Source organism: Pradoshia sp. Z3_51, from assembly GCF_058215915.1.
On record NZ_JBZAJC010000001.1, the window covers coordinates 126,110 to 145,848 of the forward strand.

General features: G+C 37.0%; 16 protein-coding genes. 8 read left to right on the top strand and 8 right to left on the bottom strand.

Going from position 1 to position 19,739, the window contains the following annotated elements:
- Positions 1-46: 46 nt before the first annotated feature.
- The 5 genes from AC4BHA_RS00615 to AC4BHA_RS00635 all read right to left on the bottom strand — a co-directional run bounded on the left by AC4BHA_RS00615 (position 47) and on the right by AC4BHA_RS00635 (position 4,753).
- A complete protein-coding gene (locus AC4BHA_RS00615) occupies positions 47-778 on the bottom strand; it encodes a TerC family protein (protein ID WP_373925477.1) in 732 nt (243 codons plus the stop codon).
- A 128-nt stretch (positions 779-906) separates the two neighbouring features.
- The gene (locus tag AC4BHA_RS00620) at positions 907-1,485 is read right to left on the bottom strand and encodes a TerD family protein (protein ID WP_066103766.1); all 579 of its coding nucleotides are present in this window, start codon (positions 1,483-1,485) and stop codon (positions 907-909) included.
- Positions 1,486-1,539: 54 nt separating this feature from the next.
- On the bottom strand, positions 1,540-2,121 hold the full coding sequence (locus AC4BHA_RS00625; RefSeq protein WP_066103765.1) for a TerD family protein: 582 nt from the start codon (positions 2,119-2,121) through the stop codon (positions 1,540-1,542).
- Between the two features lie 33 nt (positions 2,122-2,154).
- The gene (locus tag AC4BHA_RS00630; RefSeq protein WP_066103763.1) at positions 2,155-2,739 is read right to left on the bottom strand and encodes a TerD family protein; all 585 of its coding nucleotides are present in this window, start codon (positions 2,737-2,739) and stop codon (positions 2,155-2,157) included.
- Positions 2,740-3,418: 679 nt separating this feature from the next.
- Complete coding sequence (locus tag AC4BHA_RS00635) at positions 3,419-4,753, bottom strand: hypothetical protein (RefSeq protein ID WP_066103760.1); 1,335 nt, start codon at positions 4,751-4,753, stop codon at positions 3,419-3,421.
- Between the two features lie 250 nt (positions 4,754-5,003).
- Here AC4BHA_RS00635 and AC4BHA_RS00640 point away from each other — a divergent pair, with 250 nt between their 5' ends.
- Positions 5,004-6,137, top strand: coding sequence for a DUF2515 family protein (locus tag AC4BHA_RS00640; RefSeq protein WP_490557962.1), 1,134 nt, complete (start codon positions 5,004-5,006; stop codon positions 6,135-6,137).
- A gap of 106 nt (positions 6,138-6,243) precedes the next feature.
- Here AC4BHA_RS00640 and AC4BHA_RS00645 read toward each other — a convergent pair whose 3' ends face one another.
- The gene (locus AC4BHA_RS00645) at positions 6,244-7,434 is read right to left on the bottom strand and encodes a mechanosensitive ion channel family protein (RefSeq protein ID WP_254654698.1); all 1,191 of its coding nucleotides are present in this window, start codon (positions 7,432-7,434) and stop codon (positions 6,244-6,246) included.
- A gap of 201 nt (positions 7,435-7,635) precedes the next feature.
- Between AC4BHA_RS00645 and ilvD the strand changes: the two genes are divergently transcribed.
- The 3 genes from ilvD to AC4BHA_RS00660 all read left to right on the top strand — a co-directional run bounded on the left by ilvD (position 7,636) and on the right by AC4BHA_RS00660 (position 11,856).
- Entirely contained in the window at positions 7,636-9,324 is a 1,689-nt protein-coding gene (gene ilvD, locus AC4BHA_RS00650; RefSeq protein WP_490558173.1) for a dihydroxy-acid dehydratase, read from the top strand.
- A 277-nt stretch (positions 9,325-9,601) separates the two neighbouring features.
- On the top strand, positions 9,602-10,645 hold the full coding sequence (locus AC4BHA_RS00655) for an ArsR/SmtB family transcription factor (RefSeq protein ID WP_148629727.1): 1,044 nt from the start codon (positions 9,602-9,604) through the stop codon (positions 10,643-10,645).
- On the top strand, positions 10,642-11,856 hold the full coding sequence (locus AC4BHA_RS00660) for an MFS transporter (protein WP_490557963.1): 1,215 nt from the start codon (positions 10,642-10,644) through the stop codon (positions 11,854-11,856). The genes AC4BHA_RS00655 and AC4BHA_RS00660 overlap by 4 nt, the downstream gene beginning before the upstream one ends.
- A gap of 155 nt (positions 11,857-12,011) precedes the next feature.
- Here AC4BHA_RS00660 and AC4BHA_RS00665 read toward each other — a convergent pair whose 3' ends face one another.
- Positions 12,012-12,806 (bottom strand): class I SAM-dependent methyltransferase, encoded by a 795-nt coding sequence (locus tag AC4BHA_RS00665; RefSeq protein WP_490557964.1) that lies wholly within the window; start codon positions 12,804-12,806, stop codon positions 12,012-12,014.
- 193 nt (positions 12,807-12,999) lie between these two features.
- Positions 13,000-13,860, bottom strand: a complete 861-nt coding sequence (locus AC4BHA_RS00670) for a glycoside hydrolase family 73 protein (protein WP_490557965.1) — start codon at positions 13,858-13,860, stop codon at positions 13,000-13,002.
- A gap of 691 nt (positions 13,861-14,551) precedes the next feature.
- Between AC4BHA_RS00670 and AC4BHA_RS00675 the strand changes: the two genes are divergently transcribed.
- The 4 genes from AC4BHA_RS00675 to AC4BHA_RS00690 are packed head-to-tail and all read left to right on the top strand — an operon-like array spanning position 14,552 to position 19,440.
- On the top strand, positions 14,552-15,754 hold the full coding sequence (locus AC4BHA_RS00675) for an iron-containing alcohol dehydrogenase (RefSeq protein ID WP_490557966.1): 1,203 nt from the start codon (positions 14,552-14,554) through the stop codon (positions 15,752-15,754).
- A gap of 11 nt (positions 15,755-15,765) precedes the next feature.
- Positions 15,766-17,514 (top strand): thiamine pyrophosphate-binding protein, encoded by a 1,749-nt coding sequence (locus AC4BHA_RS00680; RefSeq protein WP_490557967.1) that lies wholly within the window; start codon positions 15,766-15,768, stop codon positions 17,512-17,514.
- 1 nt (position 17,515) lies between these two features.
- Positions 17,516-18,451 carry a bile acid:sodium symporter family protein gene (locus AC4BHA_RS00685; protein WP_490557968.1) on the top strand — a complete coding sequence of 312 codons (936 nt, stop codon included), beginning with the start codon at positions 17,516-17,518 and terminating at the stop codon, positions 18,449-18,451.
- Positions 18,448-19,440 (top strand): SDR family oxidoreductase, encoded by a 993-nt coding sequence (locus tag AC4BHA_RS00690; RefSeq protein ID WP_490557969.1) that lies wholly within the window; start codon positions 18,448-18,450, stop codon positions 19,438-19,440. Before AC4BHA_RS00685 ends, AC4BHA_RS00690 begins: the two co-directional genes overlap by 4 nt.
- Positions 19,441-19,739: the final 299 nt, after the last annotated feature.

Consider the following 19,739-nt stretch of genomic DNA (forward strand, 5'->3'; position numbering starts at 1 on the left):
ACTGTTTACGAACACAGTAGCCGTCTTTAATTCAAGCCAGATCTTTTTATTTATCTTTAGATGCAGCCATTTCCGTGTTTTTATCAATATTTTTACCTTTATTGATATAATGAATGATAAAAGTTGCGAGAAAAGCGACAATGATAATCGCAAAAAATACATAATGAGATACATGGAAGCCAAAAACACTTGCAAACATTTTTGCTGAGATAATCCCAATAAGTATAAATGCAGTAGTTTCGAGTTCAGGTACGCGTTCAATTAATGTTAAAAATACACCGGCAACTGTACGCATCATTAGGATTCCTAACATACCGCCAACCAAAAGTACCCATACTTGATCAGATATTGCAAATGCAGCTAATATAGAATCCACTGAGAACGCAATATCCATTAATTCTACTGAAACAACCGTGCTCCAGAATATTCCGATTGTACGTGTAAGCCATGAATTTTTATTAAATTGTTTTACGCCGTCTTCGCCATCTCCGGCTTTTGACCGAAAATGCTGGATTACGATCCATGCTAAGTACGCAGCACCTAAAACTTTAATGAACCAAAATTTAACGAGGTATACGCCTATTCCAATAAATAAGAAACGGAAGAAGTAGGCACCGAACATCCCATACATAAGTGCTCTTTTTCGTTGTTTTTCAGGAAGATGCTTTACTAAAACAGCCAGAACAAGGGCATTATCAGCGGACAATAATCCTTCTATGATTACTAAGGACCCAATTAGTCCCCATGCTACAGGATCAGTTAATACTTCCGCCCACATGTCCAAGTCAAAAAATAAAGCATACGTACTTAAGATTTGTTCTAAAATTTCCAAAGTGTTAACCCTCCGTTGTATATCTTAAAAATAATAGGGGAAAGAAATAATTCCCCCTAACTAATCATTTATGCTTAAACGCTTAAGCCATATGCTTTAACCAATGAATGTAACCCGCCTTGATAACCGGAACCAACCGCATTGAATTTCCAATCAAGGTTATGTCTATAAACCTCACAAAATACGACAGCTGTTTCAATACTGAAATCTTCTCCAAGGTCATAACGTAAAACCTCAACGCCCGTATCTTCATTTACTAGACGTACAAAAGCGTTGGTAACTTGTCCAAAATTTTGACGGCGAACTTCCGCATCATGAATCGTTACTGTAATAGCAATTTTGTTCACATCATCGGGGATTTTAGAAAGATCGATTTTGATTTGTTCATCATCCCCTTCCCCTTCTCCCGTTCTGTTATCTCCGGTATGGGTAACGGAACCATCCGTACTTTGAAGATTATTATAAAAAATGAAATCGAAATCGTTACGGCATTTTCCGTGGGCATTTAAGATGAACGCAGAGGCATCCAAGTCAAAATCTTGACCTCCATCAAAGTTTTTTACATCCCATCCTAAACCGATAACAATTTTTTGCAATGTTGGATCGTTTTTAGTCAGGTCAATACGTTGACCTTTACTGAGTTGAATAGCCATGTGCAAAATCACACCTCTCAAATTCGTATATTACTATTTAATAAACGAATAGTATTATCCTATTTGTAATCCATAGTCATTGCAAAGAGCAGCTAAACCGCCTTGGTAACCGGAACCAATCGCACTAAATTTCCATTCTCCTTGATGGCGGTATAATTCGCCTACAACAACGGCAGTTTCAATGCTAAAATCTTCTCCCAAATCATATCTGATCAGTTCTTCATTCGTTTCTTCGTTCACAATTCGAATGAAAGCGTTTGAAACCATACCAAAGTTTTGACTTCTGGAATCAGCATCATGGATGGTTACAGCAAAAGCAACTTTTTGTATACTTTGTGGAATACTTTGGATTGAGATTTTAACCTGTTCATCATCGCCGTCACCTTCTCCAGTTAAGTTATCACCAGAGTGAGTTACGGAACCAGCACCACCTGTTGTATTATTATAGAAAACAAAATCTTCTCCGCCGGATACTTTTCCGCTTTCATTTAAAAGAAATACGGATGCATCAAGGTCAAAATCATGTCCGCCATCATATTTGTTTACGTCCCATCCTAAACCTACTATTACTTTTGTTAAACCAGGATTTGTTTTTGTAAGATCTACTTTTTGTCCTTTTGATAATGAAATTGCCATTTTATTTCCCTCCAGTATTTTAATTAATATTTATTATTGGTATTTGCTGCATATCTCCGATAGACTGCTATCTTTCGTTCCATCACCAATAGCAGCAAATTTCCATTCTGAATTGTGACGATAAATTTCACCTGTAATCAATGTTGTTAAGCCAGCATAATTATCCGACAAATTAAATCGAACTAATTCTTCGCCTGTATCGTGATTCACAACACGTATATAAGCATTCTCAATCATGCCAAAGTCCTGTTTTCTTTGAACACAGTTATAAATGTTTACGACAAAAACTAATTTGTTGTATGTATTTGGAACAGATTTCAAGTTGATTTTAATGGATTCATCATCACCATCGCCATCCCCAGTTAAGTTGTCTCCTGAATGAATAACAGAACTACAAGCACTTTTTTTATTCCCAAAATAAACAAGATCTTTATTACTCTGCAATTTATCTGCAGTCAGCATAATAACTGATGCATCACAGTCTACATCTGCACTTCTGCTAAAAAAGCCGCCTTTTTTCTTTACTGGATCCCAACCTAAACCAACCATAATCGTATTTAGATTTGCATTACCTTTTGTCAGGTCAATTCGTTGTCCTTTTTGTAAGCTTATAGCCATTAACGTTCTCTCCTTCTTTCGTTTTGGATTTTCTGTATAGTAGCCATGGGTGAAATAACGAATATTTACATAATTCAATAAATTTCGTTAGTTAATATTTACTAGTTTATGAAATTACTAACTAGTAAAGCGCTATATATTTACTATAATAACTAAAAATGCCTTACATTTACAACTTTTTATATTAATTCCCACGAGATACTTTATATTTGTCGAATTTTTAGACATTTCGCATTATTGTCTCTTCCAGTTATAACCTTTTATTCTTCTTTTCCCTGGATGCTTTTCATCACTTTAGACTCTTCATTTACAGGAAATAAAGATTACTAATTTAGGAAGTACTAAATATCGTCATACCGGCAGCAATATACATTTAATAAAGGAATAAATGAATATATATAGAAAAACTAAATGATGGTGGTATATTGCCGTTATGATAGACATTAGTAGCAGGACATTGAGGGGTCTAACTAGACAGGAATTACCCATTAACTGAAAAATAGGCATTAGAGAAATTAGAACAGGAAGAAAAGTAATAAAAGTACTAATGATTTAGGGGAAATATGTATAACAGATAGGGTGGATACAAAGAATATTTACTCTCCTCACTCTTTCTCATGCTATGAGTCTTTTAGCTGCAAAAAAAAGAGATTATTCATCTGAATAACCTCCCTTTTACTTACATGGATTCCATTTGAGTAGCTTGCTTATCTATGTCCTTATTATATTTTTGCACCACCATAAAAACGAATACTAAGCCAACCAATTCCCCAAGAGAAGCAGCTATGGCACCCGCTCTTCCATTTAATGAAGGGAACAGGACAACAAATGTCACTAAAATAATTACAACCGTAATCAGATTATAAAGCTGTGGCTTTAACATCGCTCCTGTTTTCTTGTTTAGCATTAAAATGCCCCCTAAGTAATCCACCCAAGGAAAAACAAAGGTTTTTATAATAAAGAATTGCAGCACCTGCAATGTCTCTTTAGCCAATGTACCGGTTGTGCCAAAGATCGTATCCATAAACCAGAAGCCTGCAGGTGTATAGCATAATATAAGCAACAATGTTGTAGGAACTATACTAAAAATCACAATACACTGAAAGACCGCTTTTTTGTTTGTATCATAAAATTGAAGAACGACCTGATGGGTGTACATAAAAAAGCTGATGATCAAATTCGTTACACTGAAGGCAAGAGCAAAAGAAGCGATCCCGAGATTTACATTGTCAATGAAGCTTAAACAAGCATAAATGATAGGTGTTACAAGCGTTTGAAAAGATAAGTAAAAGACCAATGGCGTATAAAACTTTCCAATCTCTCTTTGGGTCAATGGCTGTTCATCATCTTCATCCAGGTTCTCTGTCTTTATTAAACGATGGCCTCTCCAGATACTGATTACACATTCGATTAACATACCGGTTAAGAAAATGATGGCTCCGGCTATACTTGACAGTAAATCCGCATAATGGATGAAATAAAATGCAATTGCAATCATACCAATCAAGCGAATAATCACACCATAGGTCACCCATTTTGTTTCAAGATGATTAATCATAATTCCCTGATATAACGTACGGATGCCTGATAGTAAAATCACAACAGCTAAAACCTTAAAGGTGTTCATTAAAGCTGACATATTCTCAGGTTCAGCATTAAATAAATAAGTGAATATCCATTCTCCAAGCGGTGAAAACGCGACTAACATACAAATAAGCATTAAAGAAACGATGATTTTTATGAAAAAAGAGCAAATAGCCTGGAAGGTCGACTTCCCTTTTGCTAAGGCTGAGCTTGTTTGTCTGAATACTAAAGCCGGTCTTTCCATAATACTAAACAGTGAAAAAGCAATTGCATAGTTGGATATAATGACCTCCGCTGCTTCAGCCCGACTAAGTGTCCCGTTAATAATAACGTGAGATACCGAAGTCAAACTAGCTGACAGAGCCAATGGGATAAAGAATAGCAATATTTTCCCTAATGTATATTCCTCTGATGTCTTTGGTTGTTTCATGTCGTAACCTCACTTCTTTTCAATCAAACATTTTTTCACAAAACTACAGACTGAAATATCTAATATGTTCACTTTCATACGGAAACTGAACAAATTATTGACAAAGTAAAAGCTATTCATGCTGCTTATTAGATTACTCCTCCCAAGCGGCAATCGTCTATCTTAACGCTTTATGCATGTGTATAAACCGAATTTTCAAAGAATAAAATAGAGCACCTTTAATTATTTTTTATTAGAAGGAGATATATTTATGTCCTTTCCCTGGTTTAAAAAGAAAAAAACAGAACTATCCGGAACATTAACTGAAATGAAAAAGATGCTTGATCAAAAAAAGAAAGTAATATACAAAATGACGCATGAAGATGAAATGATTTTAAGAATGATACGTGAAAAAACAAGCTTAGCCAATCAGAATAATATTACCAGGACTAAAGCCTATCTTTCTTTTTATCATAACCATCCAGAGATCCATTGGTCATTTCTTGCCCATATGGTTTCCAGAAATGCCGGATGGAATATGACTGACTTAAAGGGTACTTGTTTATCAAGATTGCTGGAGAAAAAGGAAGCTGAAACATTCTTTTTGTTTTTAGAACGGGGCAATTGGTTGATTTTTAATGATGCCTATCCTCAATTACTCATGTATGAAGAATCACTTAAATACGGTCGGAATCTCGCCTACTTATTGCCTCATTTATTTGTTTCAGCGTATATGCAAACTGTTTGGACTTACTTTTGGCAATATAAAGATTCAGCTCTTCTAACGGTGGCACTTATCATAAATGAACAAAACCATTTAGAAGAAACACTCATAAAAGAACCCAATATCCATAATCAGGTCCTTGTAAAACCTGAATTTTCTCTACAAGATCATTTATCAATGAATCAAATTTTATTTCCTTATTTGAAAAATAATACGAAGATCAGTTTTGCGGGTAAAACGATCCATCACTTTGAACAGCTCGATAGCCGGATTCAAATTGGAAAGGATTTGTATACGTGTTTATTTAATGATAGAAGTTTGAAGAAAATTGAACAATGGGCATTAAATACGCCGCATACAGGCTCAAGAAAGGATTATTGGCCGCATCTTTTTAATGATATAAATGAAGAATTTCCAGGAAAAAAGTATAAAGTTCGTTTAAGAGAATGCAGGCTGCTATCTGGATCTCCTCACTTTTATAGCCCTTCACTCTCATATGTATGGAAAGATGTATCGCACTCGCCACCTCAATATACAGAATGGTATAAGAATTCAACGATTGTAAAGGAAATGGTTCTGAGTATGAATCAAACTATTGAAAATGTAGAAGTTGATTATTGTAAAACACTGGAGAAATTGGAGATGGCTTGTGTGGCAAAGAATGTATTCCCTCTTTTTTAAATATGGTTAATATCTAAGGTTTTCTAGCACTGTTATAGTGAATACTCTTTATAAAAGAAATATACCACTATGAATCACTTAATTCACAGTGGTATATTAAAATGATTTAATTTGATCTTTCTTTTATTAATGAAAACTCAGGATCAACAGAAACTTTTTGCATAGGCACTGCCAAAGATATTCCCTCTTTTTCTAACAGCTGCATGATACTTAAATTGATTTGATGTTTAATTTGGACATGTTCTTCCCAGGCAGTAGTATTGGTAAAGAAATAAACTAGTATTTTTATATAATGATCTTTAAATTGATCGAAGGCTACGACAATGGTGTCCTGATGAACACCTTGATGTGAGCGCAGCAAATGTTTAATTTCCTCTATTAGATTATCAAGTTGATCTGTCTCCCTTTGGTAGGCGACGTCCAAATGAAAATCGATTTTTCGTTTTCCCATTCGACTCCAGTTCGTGATTGCATCGCTGGCCAGCGTAGCATTAGGTACAGTCACTAACGCCTGGCTGAATGTACGAACCTTTGTACTTCTAAAGTTTATATCCTCCACAGTTCCTTCAACATTAGATGTTAAAATCCAATCACCGATAGAAAAAGGTTTTTCTGTGACGATTACAATTCCGCCAATTAAATTACCAACAGCGTCTTTAGCTGCTAAGGCAAAAGCTAAACCACCCAAACCAAGACCGGCTACCAATCCATTTACGTCATAATCAAATTCTTGACCGATAATACTAATGCTGATGGCTACGATAATCACTCTCATGGCTCTGGATATAAAGGGAATGAGGATCAAATCGATTTTTTGATTCATTTTCTCATTAATATTTAATAAAATACCTTGTGAAGGTGAGGACAAATTAAATAATCCCCAGGTAATCAAAAAGATAATCATCGAACGCAATAATTTTAAGAAAAAAGGATTATGTTGATTGATGAATGGAAAGTACTTTACCCCTATGTACAGACCAATGATAATAAACAGCCAACTGATCGGTTTTTCAAAGCTTTTAAAAACTTGAATAAATAAATCATTTGGCTTATCCTCTCTCAATTTTAATATCAACTGAAAGACATACTTCGTAACTAGCTTCCTAAAAAGGATGAATAGCAAAACAATCCCTAATGCAATCCCAGTGTTAACCCATTTCTCATAGTCTCCTTCATATAAAGTAACCATTAACTTGTAATCTAACAAACGATCAAATCCTTTCTGTCTTGATTGAAGTTCTACTACCAAGTCAGAATTTTTATCCATATTATGAAACGTCATGTAAGTAATACGCATTATTTTACCCTGATTTTCAATAAAATGAAAATAATGTGTCTTCAAACGAAGAGAGTTTCAACAAGTATGAAAGTTACATCAGCAATTTACGATATTTATATAAAAAATATAATTCTTTTCCAATTATGATAGGATATTACTTCATTTAATGTTAAAATGTTGAATAATTCTAAATATACAGATAAATTTACCTAATTGGAGATGATTGTCATGACTGAAATGCGTAGTAATATGATAAAAAAAGGAATAGATCGCGCTCCACATAGAAGCTTACTGAGAGCGGCTGGTGTAAGTGAAGAGGATTTTGGAAAACCATTCATCGCGGTTTGCAATTCCTATATTGACATCGTTCCTGGTCATGTACATCTGCAGGAATTCGGAAAGATTGTAAAGGAAGCAATCCGTGAAGCGGGTGGGGTTCCGTTTGAATTCAATACTATTGGTGTCGATGATGGGATTGCTATGGGCCATATCGGCATGCGTTATTCTTTGCCGAGTCGTGAAATTATTGCGGATTCTATTGAAACAGTCGTATCAGCGCATTGGTTTGATGGAATGGTTTGTATTCCAAACTGTGACAAAATCACACCTGGTATGATGATGGCTGCTCTTCGTGTCAATATCCCAACTATTTTCGTCAGTGGCGGACCAATGAAAGCTGGTAAAGATAAAGATGGCAACTCCCTCTCCCTCACTTCCGTTTTTGAAGGTGTCGGTGCCTATCAATCCGGACAAATTGATGAAGAGCGACTGCAGGAGCTTGAACAGGTCGCCTGTCCAACATGCGGTTCATGTTCCGGAATGTTCACCGCGAACTCAATGAATTGCTTAGCGGAAGGCTTAGGTTTAGCTTTACCTGGTAACGGGACAATCCTTGCCGTTGCAGAGGAAAGAAAGGATTTTGTCAGACAATCAGCCAAACAGCTGATGCAGCTCATTAAAACAGACATTAAACCGCGTGATATCGTGACCATCGATACGATTGATAATGCATTTGCTCTTGACATGGCCATGGGTGGTTCAACGAATACAGTCCTTCATACTCTCGCATTGGCTCATGAAGCTGGATTCGAATACCCGATGGAGCGTATTAATGAGATTGCCAGCCGAGTCCCCCATTTGGCAAAAATAGCGCCGGCATCTGATTATCATATTGAGGATGTACATAATGCCGGTGGTGTCAGTGCTATTATTAATGAATTGCTGAAAAAGCCGGGTGCTTTAAACGGAGAATGTATAACTGTCTCTGGCCAAACATTGAGAGAAAACGTGCTGGGCTGTGAGATTTTAGATTATGATGTAATTCGTCCTTTAAGCAATCCACATTCTGAACGTGGCGGCTTGGCTGTACTGTTTGGCAATCTTGCACCAAATGGTTCAATTATTAAAGTTGGAGCGGTCGATCCCGAAGTTGGCGGCTATCACAGAGGCCCTGCTATTTGTTTCGATTCTCAGGAGGATGCTTTATCAGGTATTATTACCGGCAAAGTAAAAGAAGGAGATGTAGTCGTCATTCGTTATGAAGGCCCAAAAGGCGGTCCTGGTATGCCGGAAATGCTCGCTCCTACCTCGCAAATTGTCGGAAGAGGATTGGGCGCAAAAGTAGGCTTAATTACAGACGGACGTTTTTCTGGTGCCTCAAGAGGAATCAGCATTGGCCACATATCACCTGAAGCTGCTGAAGGCGGCCCTATTGCCTTTGTTGAAAATGGCGATATCATTGAACTCGATATGAATAAACGTACCATTCAACTGGAAATCTCAGACGAGGAATTTGAACTCCGCAGAGCGAATTGGAAAGGTTTTGAGCCAAAGGTCAAGACCGGCTATCTGGCACGCTATTCGAAACTCGTCACTTCCGCCAGTACAGGTGGAGTTATGAAAATCTAATGACTAAGGGATGTAAACAACTGTTTACATCCCTTTTTACATGTTGTTTATTCCGGTGAATGCTGAAACTGTATTGGTTCATGCAAGTTCACCAGTGGTAATCATATAACCGAATTGGTCATCAAGGAAGTCTATTTTCCTACTAGCGGCAACTCGAAATAACACATATTTAAATCGATTAATTAAGAGGAAAATAGTTTTATTTTTCCAAATATATTGAATATATGATTCAACTAATTTAGAATCTGAATATAATCCAAAAAATGGAGGGGATTAAATGCAGGATCTTTATTCGTTTGAATCGATAGAATCGCTATCTATGCAAGTAGAATCTTCACCAGTTTGGGAAGTTATCCTTGGTATTGCTGGCTATACTCATGAAAAGATGCGGCATACTTTTGAGCAGGAAGCAATATGGTCCTCTTGGGAAAACAAGTTGCCAATATCTCTTTCTAAGGATTTAAAAGAAATCGAAGATACAAACCTTTGGTATGGACTGATAATGCTGCAAGCAAAATTTTCTTCATCTTCTATTCAGGAGTTTCTTGATGCTTTGGCTGATATTTCGCCAAATACTTTTTACGAAACCGTTCTTCCATATAAAAATCGAGTCTGTGAAGAAGCACGTAAAAATACAGCGATTAATTATAAGGAAAAGCATTTGTTTACTGAGTATAGTAAACATTTTTCAGAGCATGATTATTTGGGAGACTACGTTCTTAATCTTGGTAAATATCAATTCAAAGAAATATGTGTCCTCTATCAAACCATTATAGATGGATGGTATCAATGGGTAAGAAGCTTCGAGGAATGGAATAAATGGTTAAAAGCACTGGAATTTGAAGAAAAACAGCATCAATCATTGGAAGAAAAGAATCCCACCGAGATCATTGAGCAAATAAGCGGCCGAGCGAATTATATACCGGAACCTTCCGTATGGTCTGTAAAGATGGTCCCTCATGTTTCTTATCGGCCATGGATACTGGAAATTCGAACAGTAGATACCAAACTGATCTTCTATCCAGTTAAAGAAGACTATTTTAGGCAATCAGATGTACCTTCACAGGAATTAATTGCTGGCCATAAAGCGCTTGGGGATGAGCTCCGCTTAAAGCTGCTTCATCAATTGATTAAAGGTCCAAGGTCCCTGCAGGAATTAAGCGTCCAATTTTTAATTTCAAAGACAACTCTGCATCATCAGCTTTCCATTTTAAAATCGGCCAAATTTATTCGTGCGGATAAAGGAATCTATTCAATCAATGCCGCTCAGCTTAAAGATTTTTCAACTAAGCTATTTCATTATTTGGGTAATCCTTTATGAAAAATTATTCAAAATCGTTTAAAGCTCTTTGGATTGGAGAAATTGTTTCTGAATTAGGCGGAGCAGCTGGTGGAATTGTAAATGGATTACTACTGTATGAATTGACTGGTTCGAAAGAATGGATGGGTATACTTTGGCTGATTTATTTTATCCCTTCGTTAATTTTACAATGTATTAGCTCTCCATTTTTAAATTACATGGTTAAAGAAAGACTTTTGCGTAATATACAACTGATTCGCTCATTCGCTTATTTACTTCCTTTATTGGGTTTTATTCTGGTCTCAGAGAATGGCGCTATTATTGGTTTATTCATATTGCAATGCTTACTGGGTTTAATGCAGCCTATTTACGCAAGTCTCTCTTTCTCCCTTCTGCCGGAGCTTTGTGAAGAAAAGGAACTGGTAAATGCCAATGCATTATTGGACGGCACACTTCGTCTTATGAGCTTTCTCGCACCGGGAGCTGCCTCCTTATTTTTATTATTCATCCCCATTCACTTCATCTATGTCTTTTCTGCAATCATGTTCTTAATAAGCTTTCTATCTCTTAAACGGCTGCCAGAGAATCCCAAACAGGCCGTATCTCCATGGACAAAGCAATTTTGGTGGAAAGAGATGAAGGAAGGATACAAAATATTTTTTCAATATCCAGGTCTTTTCCGATTGACCCTCCTCTCTTCTACCGTTCAATTTGCCGTGGGAGCCACAATGGTTATAAGTGTGCCTTTTATTAGAGGAAGTTTGGACGGAGAATATTGGGAGTATGCGATCTTTTCTGCAGCCTTTCCTGTTGGTTATGTTATTGGCACATGGATATTAACGAGTCTTCCTAAGTCACCATTGTTTATGTACATCGGTTTAATGGGGGGAGGCTTATCTTTCATATTATTATTTTTCACACATTCTATTCCTTATGCATGGCTGTGTGAATTAAGTGGAGGTATATTATTCCCTCTGTTTAATGCACAAAGTGCCGCCATGTTCCAAAAAGGTGTAGCAAAAGAACGTTTAGCACAATTGAGCTCCGTTCGATTATTTTTCCTACGGCTCACTATGCCATTAGGAATTCTGTTTGCCTCCTCTCCATTTTGGGATTTAGGGGTAAGGCCGGTATTTCTAATAATCGGAACGATCATTTTGGTTCCCGGTTTATTTTACTTTTTAATAACGCTCAAGAACGCACGAAGCACATCCTTTATACAAGTAAAGTAAAGGATTTAATGATAAATAAACCGAGGATTTTAGATTTAATTCTCGGTTTATTCATTGAATGATTGAGACATAAAACCATAAACACCAACCCTTTTTATGAACTCTATTACCTCCTCCTTTATGGCTGGACATCAAAGAAATAACTTCCTTATTTATCAATTCTTTAAGCCTAACTTTACAGACAATGATACTGTTTCTTTATATTCTCCGGACTGACAAACATCTAGCAAGGCTTCTCTAAGCTCCTGTTCAAATTTTTCTACATTATTTTCAAGAAATTGTTTTGAACCGAAAGAAGTGGAATATAGGTTTCCGAGGATTGATTCAATGTTCCAAATGATTTCGTATGTAGGTAATTGGTGAATCTCTAAATGGAATTTTGAGTTAGTTAGTACTTCCTCATGACTTATAATCGGATGGGTATAGGTAGTCTTTCCAGCTTTTCGATCAGTTCCATACCATTTCTCTATCATTTCATTCAATCTTACCTGCCATGTTGTAAGTGGTTGATTTGGATTATAGTTGTCTATAATAGCTACTCCTCCACCATCCGTAATGATTGGGAAAAGTTCCTCTAAAGTCGTTGGTCTGTCCATCCAATGAAAGGCTTTAGCGATAGTCACGAGGCTATATTGTTCATTATGTACATCCTTATATTGATTTAGGGTTCCATTAAACCATTGAATTTGCCCCATTCTTATCTCTTGATGAAGACGTTTCGCTTCTTCAATCATTTCTGGTTCAGTATCAATCCCCACGATTTTTTTGCACCAATCAGAAAATCTGATTGTAAGGTGGCCAGTTCCACATCCTAGATCCAGGAGGTTCTGTTCTCCATTTAAAGAGAATTTCTCTACTAGAAATCGAATTAGTGCAGAAGGATAATTAGGTCTGTATTTTGAATAATAAATAGCAGATCCCTTAAACAATTCGTCTCCATACGTATTCAAATGATCACCCACCAATCTTTACATTAAATAATTTACTAAAGTCCCTTTTTCAGTTACCATTTATTTTAGCAAATCTCATTTGCAAAAGGTGGAAATTTAATTCTATTCAGTTAATCCAAAAAATCACCTATTAAGAATAAAAAACAAGCGTATGTGCAATAGTAGACACATACGCTTGTTTTTATAATTTATCTCAAGTGACATTGATATCAATTAACTGTAATTGATATTGCTGAATAATATCGGTTAACATTTTACTGTATATTTTTTCGCCTTTTTCATTCTCAGCCGTACTGTAGCCGGCATCTTCCAATGCTTGAGCCTGTTCCATATAGGTGTTAGCCTCAAAAAGGCCATGCTTTTCATAACGTTGATTTTCTTTAAGGAATGCACCATGATCATCGATTGACTCATCAATCGAATTATAGGCTCTGAAATCACTTTTAGTTTTTTGATTATAAAATTCCGTTGTGTCCATGCTTGCAACAGCCCCATCCCAGTTATGGCCTTTAATGCCAAATAGGTTATTATACTTCTGAGATAGTCCTGATTTCCCCCATTCAGATTCCAGGATAGCCTGCGCAATTGTGATGGAAGGCAATATACCATATTCCTTATAATTATCTACAGCGGCACTTTCAATTTCAGCAATAAATTCATATTGATTGCTTTTATTACCTTTTTTAAATGAATCCAAGTAGGTTATATAGGATTTCACCTGAGATTTCTGTTCATCTGTATAATTTAAAGTATCCATTACTTCTTCAATATTTTTAAGCTTATATTCGTTTCCTTCTTTTTCGATAAACAGATTAGTTGTTTGTTCGATATTATAAGGTTCCACAGTGTCTATATTATATTCAATAGCTGCAATAGCTGCAACGTTTTGCCAGTTGGCCTGGACTTTTCCTTTACTTGCATCATCCACTATTGACTGGATTTCCTTCATTCGATCATTCGTAATAAAAGTCTTTTGCTCATTCGGAAACATTTTCCAAAGAACAAATATCATAATCGCAATCATTGCGAAGAATACTAACTTTAAAGGTTTCATTTGATTTTCTCCTTTTGACCATTCGACATTTAACCGGAAGAAAGTCAGGATTAGCAATAGATTACTACTATAAACGTTATCTAGTACGTTATCAAATTATATTGTATCAAATTGAGGAAAACTTTAAATGAAAGTTTCTTCATTATTATGTAATGGTTGGTAATCTATTGGGATAAACTGATAGTTTAGTACCCTCATCTCATCTTTATCTAAATAAAGAAAAACAGTTTGGATGGTAAGCAGATTCAAATAAACATATCGAATAATGCCCTAGCGTAAACGACTGCTGAAAGAACAAAAGTGATTGGTAAAATAGGAAAAGAACCTAAGAAGGATTCATTATTCCACCAAGGAAAATTTAAACAAAGCTATTGTTAGTGAAATGCTAATGATATAACTTACTCCTTCGATTATGATATGAAGCAAGTTTTCTGTTTTAAACTTACTGCAGTAATTGTCCCAGTAACAATTAACAATTTTTTTCTCTATTGAATTAAAGGAATATCAATGATATTTACTATGACATAGTTTATTTCATCCTAAAATATTATCTTGTTATCAAAATCAAATAATTTAAATTTTCTGAATTAATATTGCTTTTGAACTTTCAAGTCTTTATAATCTTCCTTAGATATAATAATAGAAACCTATCTTAATGCATTAATGTAAGCGTATACATCAAGCTAAAGGAGTGATCTTTATCGAATCTATTTTAAGACCTGCCATAATCTTGACAGGCGGGTTTAGTGGAATACAGCTTATGGAGACAATTCGAAAGCTGCAAATCAAGAAAGCTTTTATCATGATTTCAGTAAAGCTTTACAAAGATGCGAAAACATATCTCTTCTCAATGCTTGAAAAAGAAGAGATATCGTTTCAGCTCTATATTTGCGACAAAGGTGAACCAACCTTCAGTCAGGTGAGAAAAACCACCCATACAGCTCTCACAGAAAGCTGTGATGGTGTTGTGGCAATCGGTGGTGGCAGTGTGATTGATCTCGCTAAGGCCGTTTCCGTCTTTGCCATTAATTTAGAGCATACTTTACTTACCATCCAGCAAGAATCCAAAATTAATCGTCTTCCCTTGATTGTCATACCAACCACAGCTGGTTCAGGATCAGAAGCAACAAAAGTTATGGTCATTACTGACGATGAAACTAGCATTAAACGTAATCCCTCTCATCCAAGTTTTGTACCGGATGCGGCCATATTAGATTCCTATTGGACCAAGAAATTACCTCCGGCCATCTCCGCATATACAGGCTTAGACGCACTTACCCATGCAATGGAAGCTTATGTTTCAACAAAAGCAACCGAATTAACAGACTTCTATGCTCTTCAAGCCTTCAAGAAAATCACCAACGCCCTTCCAAACGTTTACATAAAAACTAATAACCAACAAGCCTATGATGATATACTTATCGGCAGTTTATATGCTGGAATAGCATTCTCTAATTCATCAACTAATTTAGCACACGCCACAGGCAGAGCCTTAGGGATAAAATATAAAATCCCCCATGGTTTAAGTGTTGCACTCCTGCATCCATTTGTAATTGACTTCGGAATTGAAGATGCAGAAGACCGTTATGCAGAACTGGCCGTTGCTATTGGACACAACCCCAATGAAAGCAAATCCGCCCTGGCAAGAAAAATACTTAAACTGATCTATCAATATAACGACCAGTTTCAAATTTGGGAGACAGGCAGACCATACATCCCAATGGATCAAATGTGTTCCTCACAGATAAAGGAATTAACGGCGCTCACTCTTTGCGGCAATGGTATTGACACAAACCGCAGGATTCCAACTCAAGAGGATATTGAAAAGATTTTCCATCAATTATTTCAAGTATTGAACCCTGATTTGATTCATCAATATAATCGTAATGATTAAGGAGGAATATTATGGCTGAAATGAGTGGCGGCGAAGTCATTGCAAAAATGTTAAGCCTTGAGAATGTTGAAAAATTATTTGGTATTATAGATGGAACTTATTTTGGATTTTATTCAAACTTACAGAACCATGGTATTGAATTGATTTCTCCACGCCATGAGACAAGCGCAGCCCACATGGCTGGAGCCTATGCCAGATTGACTGGTAAGCTTGGAGTTTGCATGGCCAGCAATGGGCCGGGAGTAGCCAATATCCTCCCTGGATTGGTTGTCGAACAGGCAGAAGGTAACCGGGTACTTGTCATTACCAGTGCCAGGCGGACCGGCATCATGTACCCAGACCGTGGAGGTACCTATCAATGCTTTGATCAGACAGCCGTGATTGGCCAGATTGCGAAATGGAGCGAAGCAGTTCCTTCATTCGATAGGATTCCAGAAATGCTCCGCACCGCCTTAAGAAAATGTTTCGAAGGACGCCCAGGAGTCGTTCATCTTGATATACCGGAAAATATTCTCAATACGAAAGTGAAATGTGACCTTTCATTTTGGAGGGCTAGCCAATATCGTGTAACCCAGCCACCTGAACCAAATAAACAACAATTAGATGAAACGGTTGAACTGCTTATATCAGCTAAATTTCCTGTTATTCATGCTGGCAGCGGAGTCATTCATGCACGCGCCTTCAATGAGCTTGAGAAGGTTGCGGAATTATTACAGTCGATGATTACAACAAGTTGGGCCGGACGAGGCGCTATTTCAGAGAATAACCGCCTTATGCTACCAATGGTTCATATTGAGGCTAATAACAAGGTTCGCAATGAAGCAGATGTGCTTTTAGTGCTAGGCTCAAGGATAGGAGAAACAGATTGGTGGGGAAAAGCACCTTACTGGAACAATAACCAAAAGGTAATTCAAGTCGATTTAGATCCTTCTATTCTCGGTGCAAATAAGCCAACTGAGGTCAGCATTCTCTCAGATGTAAAAATCTTTTTAGAAAAATTATATCAACGACTTCTTCCCTTTAAGGATAAATTGAACTACCTCCAGCGCGAAGCATTGCTATCCAAATACCTTGAAGATAAGCAAAAGCACAGGGATAAGCTTAACGAACATCTAAATGATCATGCCACTCCGATGAACTCAGCTCATATTCCTGCTATATGCAGTGAGGTATTTCCAAAAGAATCACCACTTGTTATTGATGGCGGCAATACAGCCATTTGGACAAATTTCTATTATAAGGTTACAGAACCTGGAACAGTCATTTCGACATTTAAATTCGGGATGCTCGGGGCAGGTGTCGGTCAGGCGCTCGGCGCAGCTGCTGCTAAGCCAGATGTACCTGTATGTTGCATCATTGGTGATGGAGCAATGGGCTTTCATCCACAAGAGATTGAAACAGCAGTGCGGAATGGCTTGCATATTATATATATCGTTCTTTGCGACCGTCAATGGGGAATGGTAAAAATTAATCAGCATATAGCCATGAAGCCAATTAAGACCTTAATCAAGAAAACCCTCAGCCCTGAAGAAAGCATTAATACAGACCTGGGCAATATCAATTTTCAACAGTTAGCTGAAAGCATGGGTGCACATGGGGAATATGCAAATAATCCAAATGAATTCCGCGAGGCCCTTGAGCGTTCAATCCGAAGTGGGATTTGTTCGGTTATTCATGCTGATGTAGATCCAGTCAAGCATATGTGGGCACCAGGCTTAAAATATTTTAAAGAAATGCATGCTGAACCAAGGGGTAAATAGCATGAATATCGATGATATCCAATTAAATTTCAACGCAACTTCACTGACAATTATGAATATCTTAATCGGGTTTATCATGTTTGGGGTCGCTTTGGACTTAAAATTAGCAGATTTTAAAGAAAGTATTAAAAAGCCAAAACCCACACTCATTGGACTGTCTTGTCAATTTATCCTGCTTCCGGCCTTTACATATATACTCGTTCTTATCATAGAGCCAAGGCCTAGTATCGCTCTTGGGTTGTTTCTAGTTGCAGCTTGTCCGGGAGGCAATTTATCTAACTTCTTGACCTACTTAGCTAAAGGTAATACCCCATTATCCATCAGCATGTCGGCTATTTCAACCGTGCTAGCTATTTTTATGACTCCCTTTAACACCTTGCTTTGGGGATCTCTTTACGAACCGACAAATAGCCTGCTCAAGTCTTTTACCATCAACCCGCAAGACTTGTTGATTTCGATCTTTTTAATGCTTGGGTTACCGCTCGCCATCGGTATGTATGTGAACCATAAATATCCAGAAAAAGCGCAACTGATCAACAAATGGGCTAAAAATGCATCTATAGTCTTCTTCTTAGGATTTGTCATCGTTTCCCTGGCAGCAAACTTTACTTATTTTATTGAATTTATTGGAATGGTTGCTCTCATTGTATTTATCCATAATCTACTTGCCATTACGATTGGCTACACCACCTCCTCACTGTTAAAACTCCCTATCGCCGATCGTCGAGCGATTTCTATCGAGGTAGGTATTCAAAACTCTGGTCTGGGTCTAGTTTTGATATTCAATTTCTTTGACGGATTAGGTGGTATGGCCATTGTAGCTGCCTGGTGGGCAATCTGGCATATTGTTTCTGGACTTACCCTTTCCATTTATTGGTCAAAGCGGCCACTTCATAAGGAAACTACCAAAGACACAGCCAGGAGCGTGAAAGTATGAATGTACTCATAACAGGCGCGGCAGGTTATTTAGGAAGCCTTCTTGTCCAACGACTATCTGTGGCAGAAAATATTCACATTATCGCTACTGATATTCAAGAAAAGCCTATATTTTATTCCGACACTACCATACATTATGTACAGCTCGATATCCGCTCAGAGGACTTTCATAAAGTGATGGCCACATATCGTATCGATACAGTCGTCCATCTAGCCTCGATCGTCACACCCGGCAAAAAGAGTAACCGTGAACTGGAGCATTCTGTCGATGTACTTGGTACAGAAAATATCCTAAAGGCTTGCGTTAAAAATGGTGTAAAACGCCTCATCGTCTCATCAAGTGGAGCAGCTTATGGCTATCATCCAGATAACCCAGCATGGATTACAGAGGATGTACCGATTCGAGGAAATAAGGAATTTGCTTATTCTTATCACAAAAGATTGGTTGAACAGCTTTTAGCAGACTATCGTCAAACTCACCCAGAACTAGAACAGATCATCTTCCGAATAGGTACCATCCTTGGCGAGACAGTGAACAATCAGATTACCGCTCTGTTTGAAAAGAAAGCCTTAATTGGCATCTCTCGATCTGATAGCCCATTCGTCTTTATTTGGGATCATGATGTCGCTTGCTGTCTCGAACGGGCCGTTACAGGTGATGTGACAGGAATCTTTAATGTTGCTGGTGATGGTAAGCTAACAATCGATGAACTTGCCTATATATTATACAAGCCAGTCATACGGATCCCTGCATTAGTCGTAAAATGGGCTCTTTATATCTTAAAACGATTATCCCTAACTCAATATGGAGAGGAACAGGTTAACTTCCTTCGCTATCGACCTGTTCTTGATAACACTAAACTGAAAAACATTTTTGGATATACTCCAACTTATACAACAAGAGAAGTATTTGAATACTACCTGAAGCACAATGCTAAAATGAAAAGTCAAAGTCATCAGTACCGAATTGATGAAAAATCCTTCAATTAACGTATTTATTTCATTATAATATAGTAACCTTAATTGATAATTTACAAATAGGAGCAGATGCTAAAAGTTCCAAGATAAGTCAAGATGATTACATCTTAGTGCTAAGTACTAAACTTAAAGCCAGGTTCGCCAATTGAAATTACTTGTAATTATCTCGACTAAAATGAATATAGGGAACAAGACGTGTATCAGTTCTTAAATAAGGGTGGCCATACGTTTGTTACAAGCCTTTTGGGTTCTATAACTAAAAGGCGTTTTTTTATTTAATAACAGTTTTCCTAAAAAAAATTTCTCTTCGT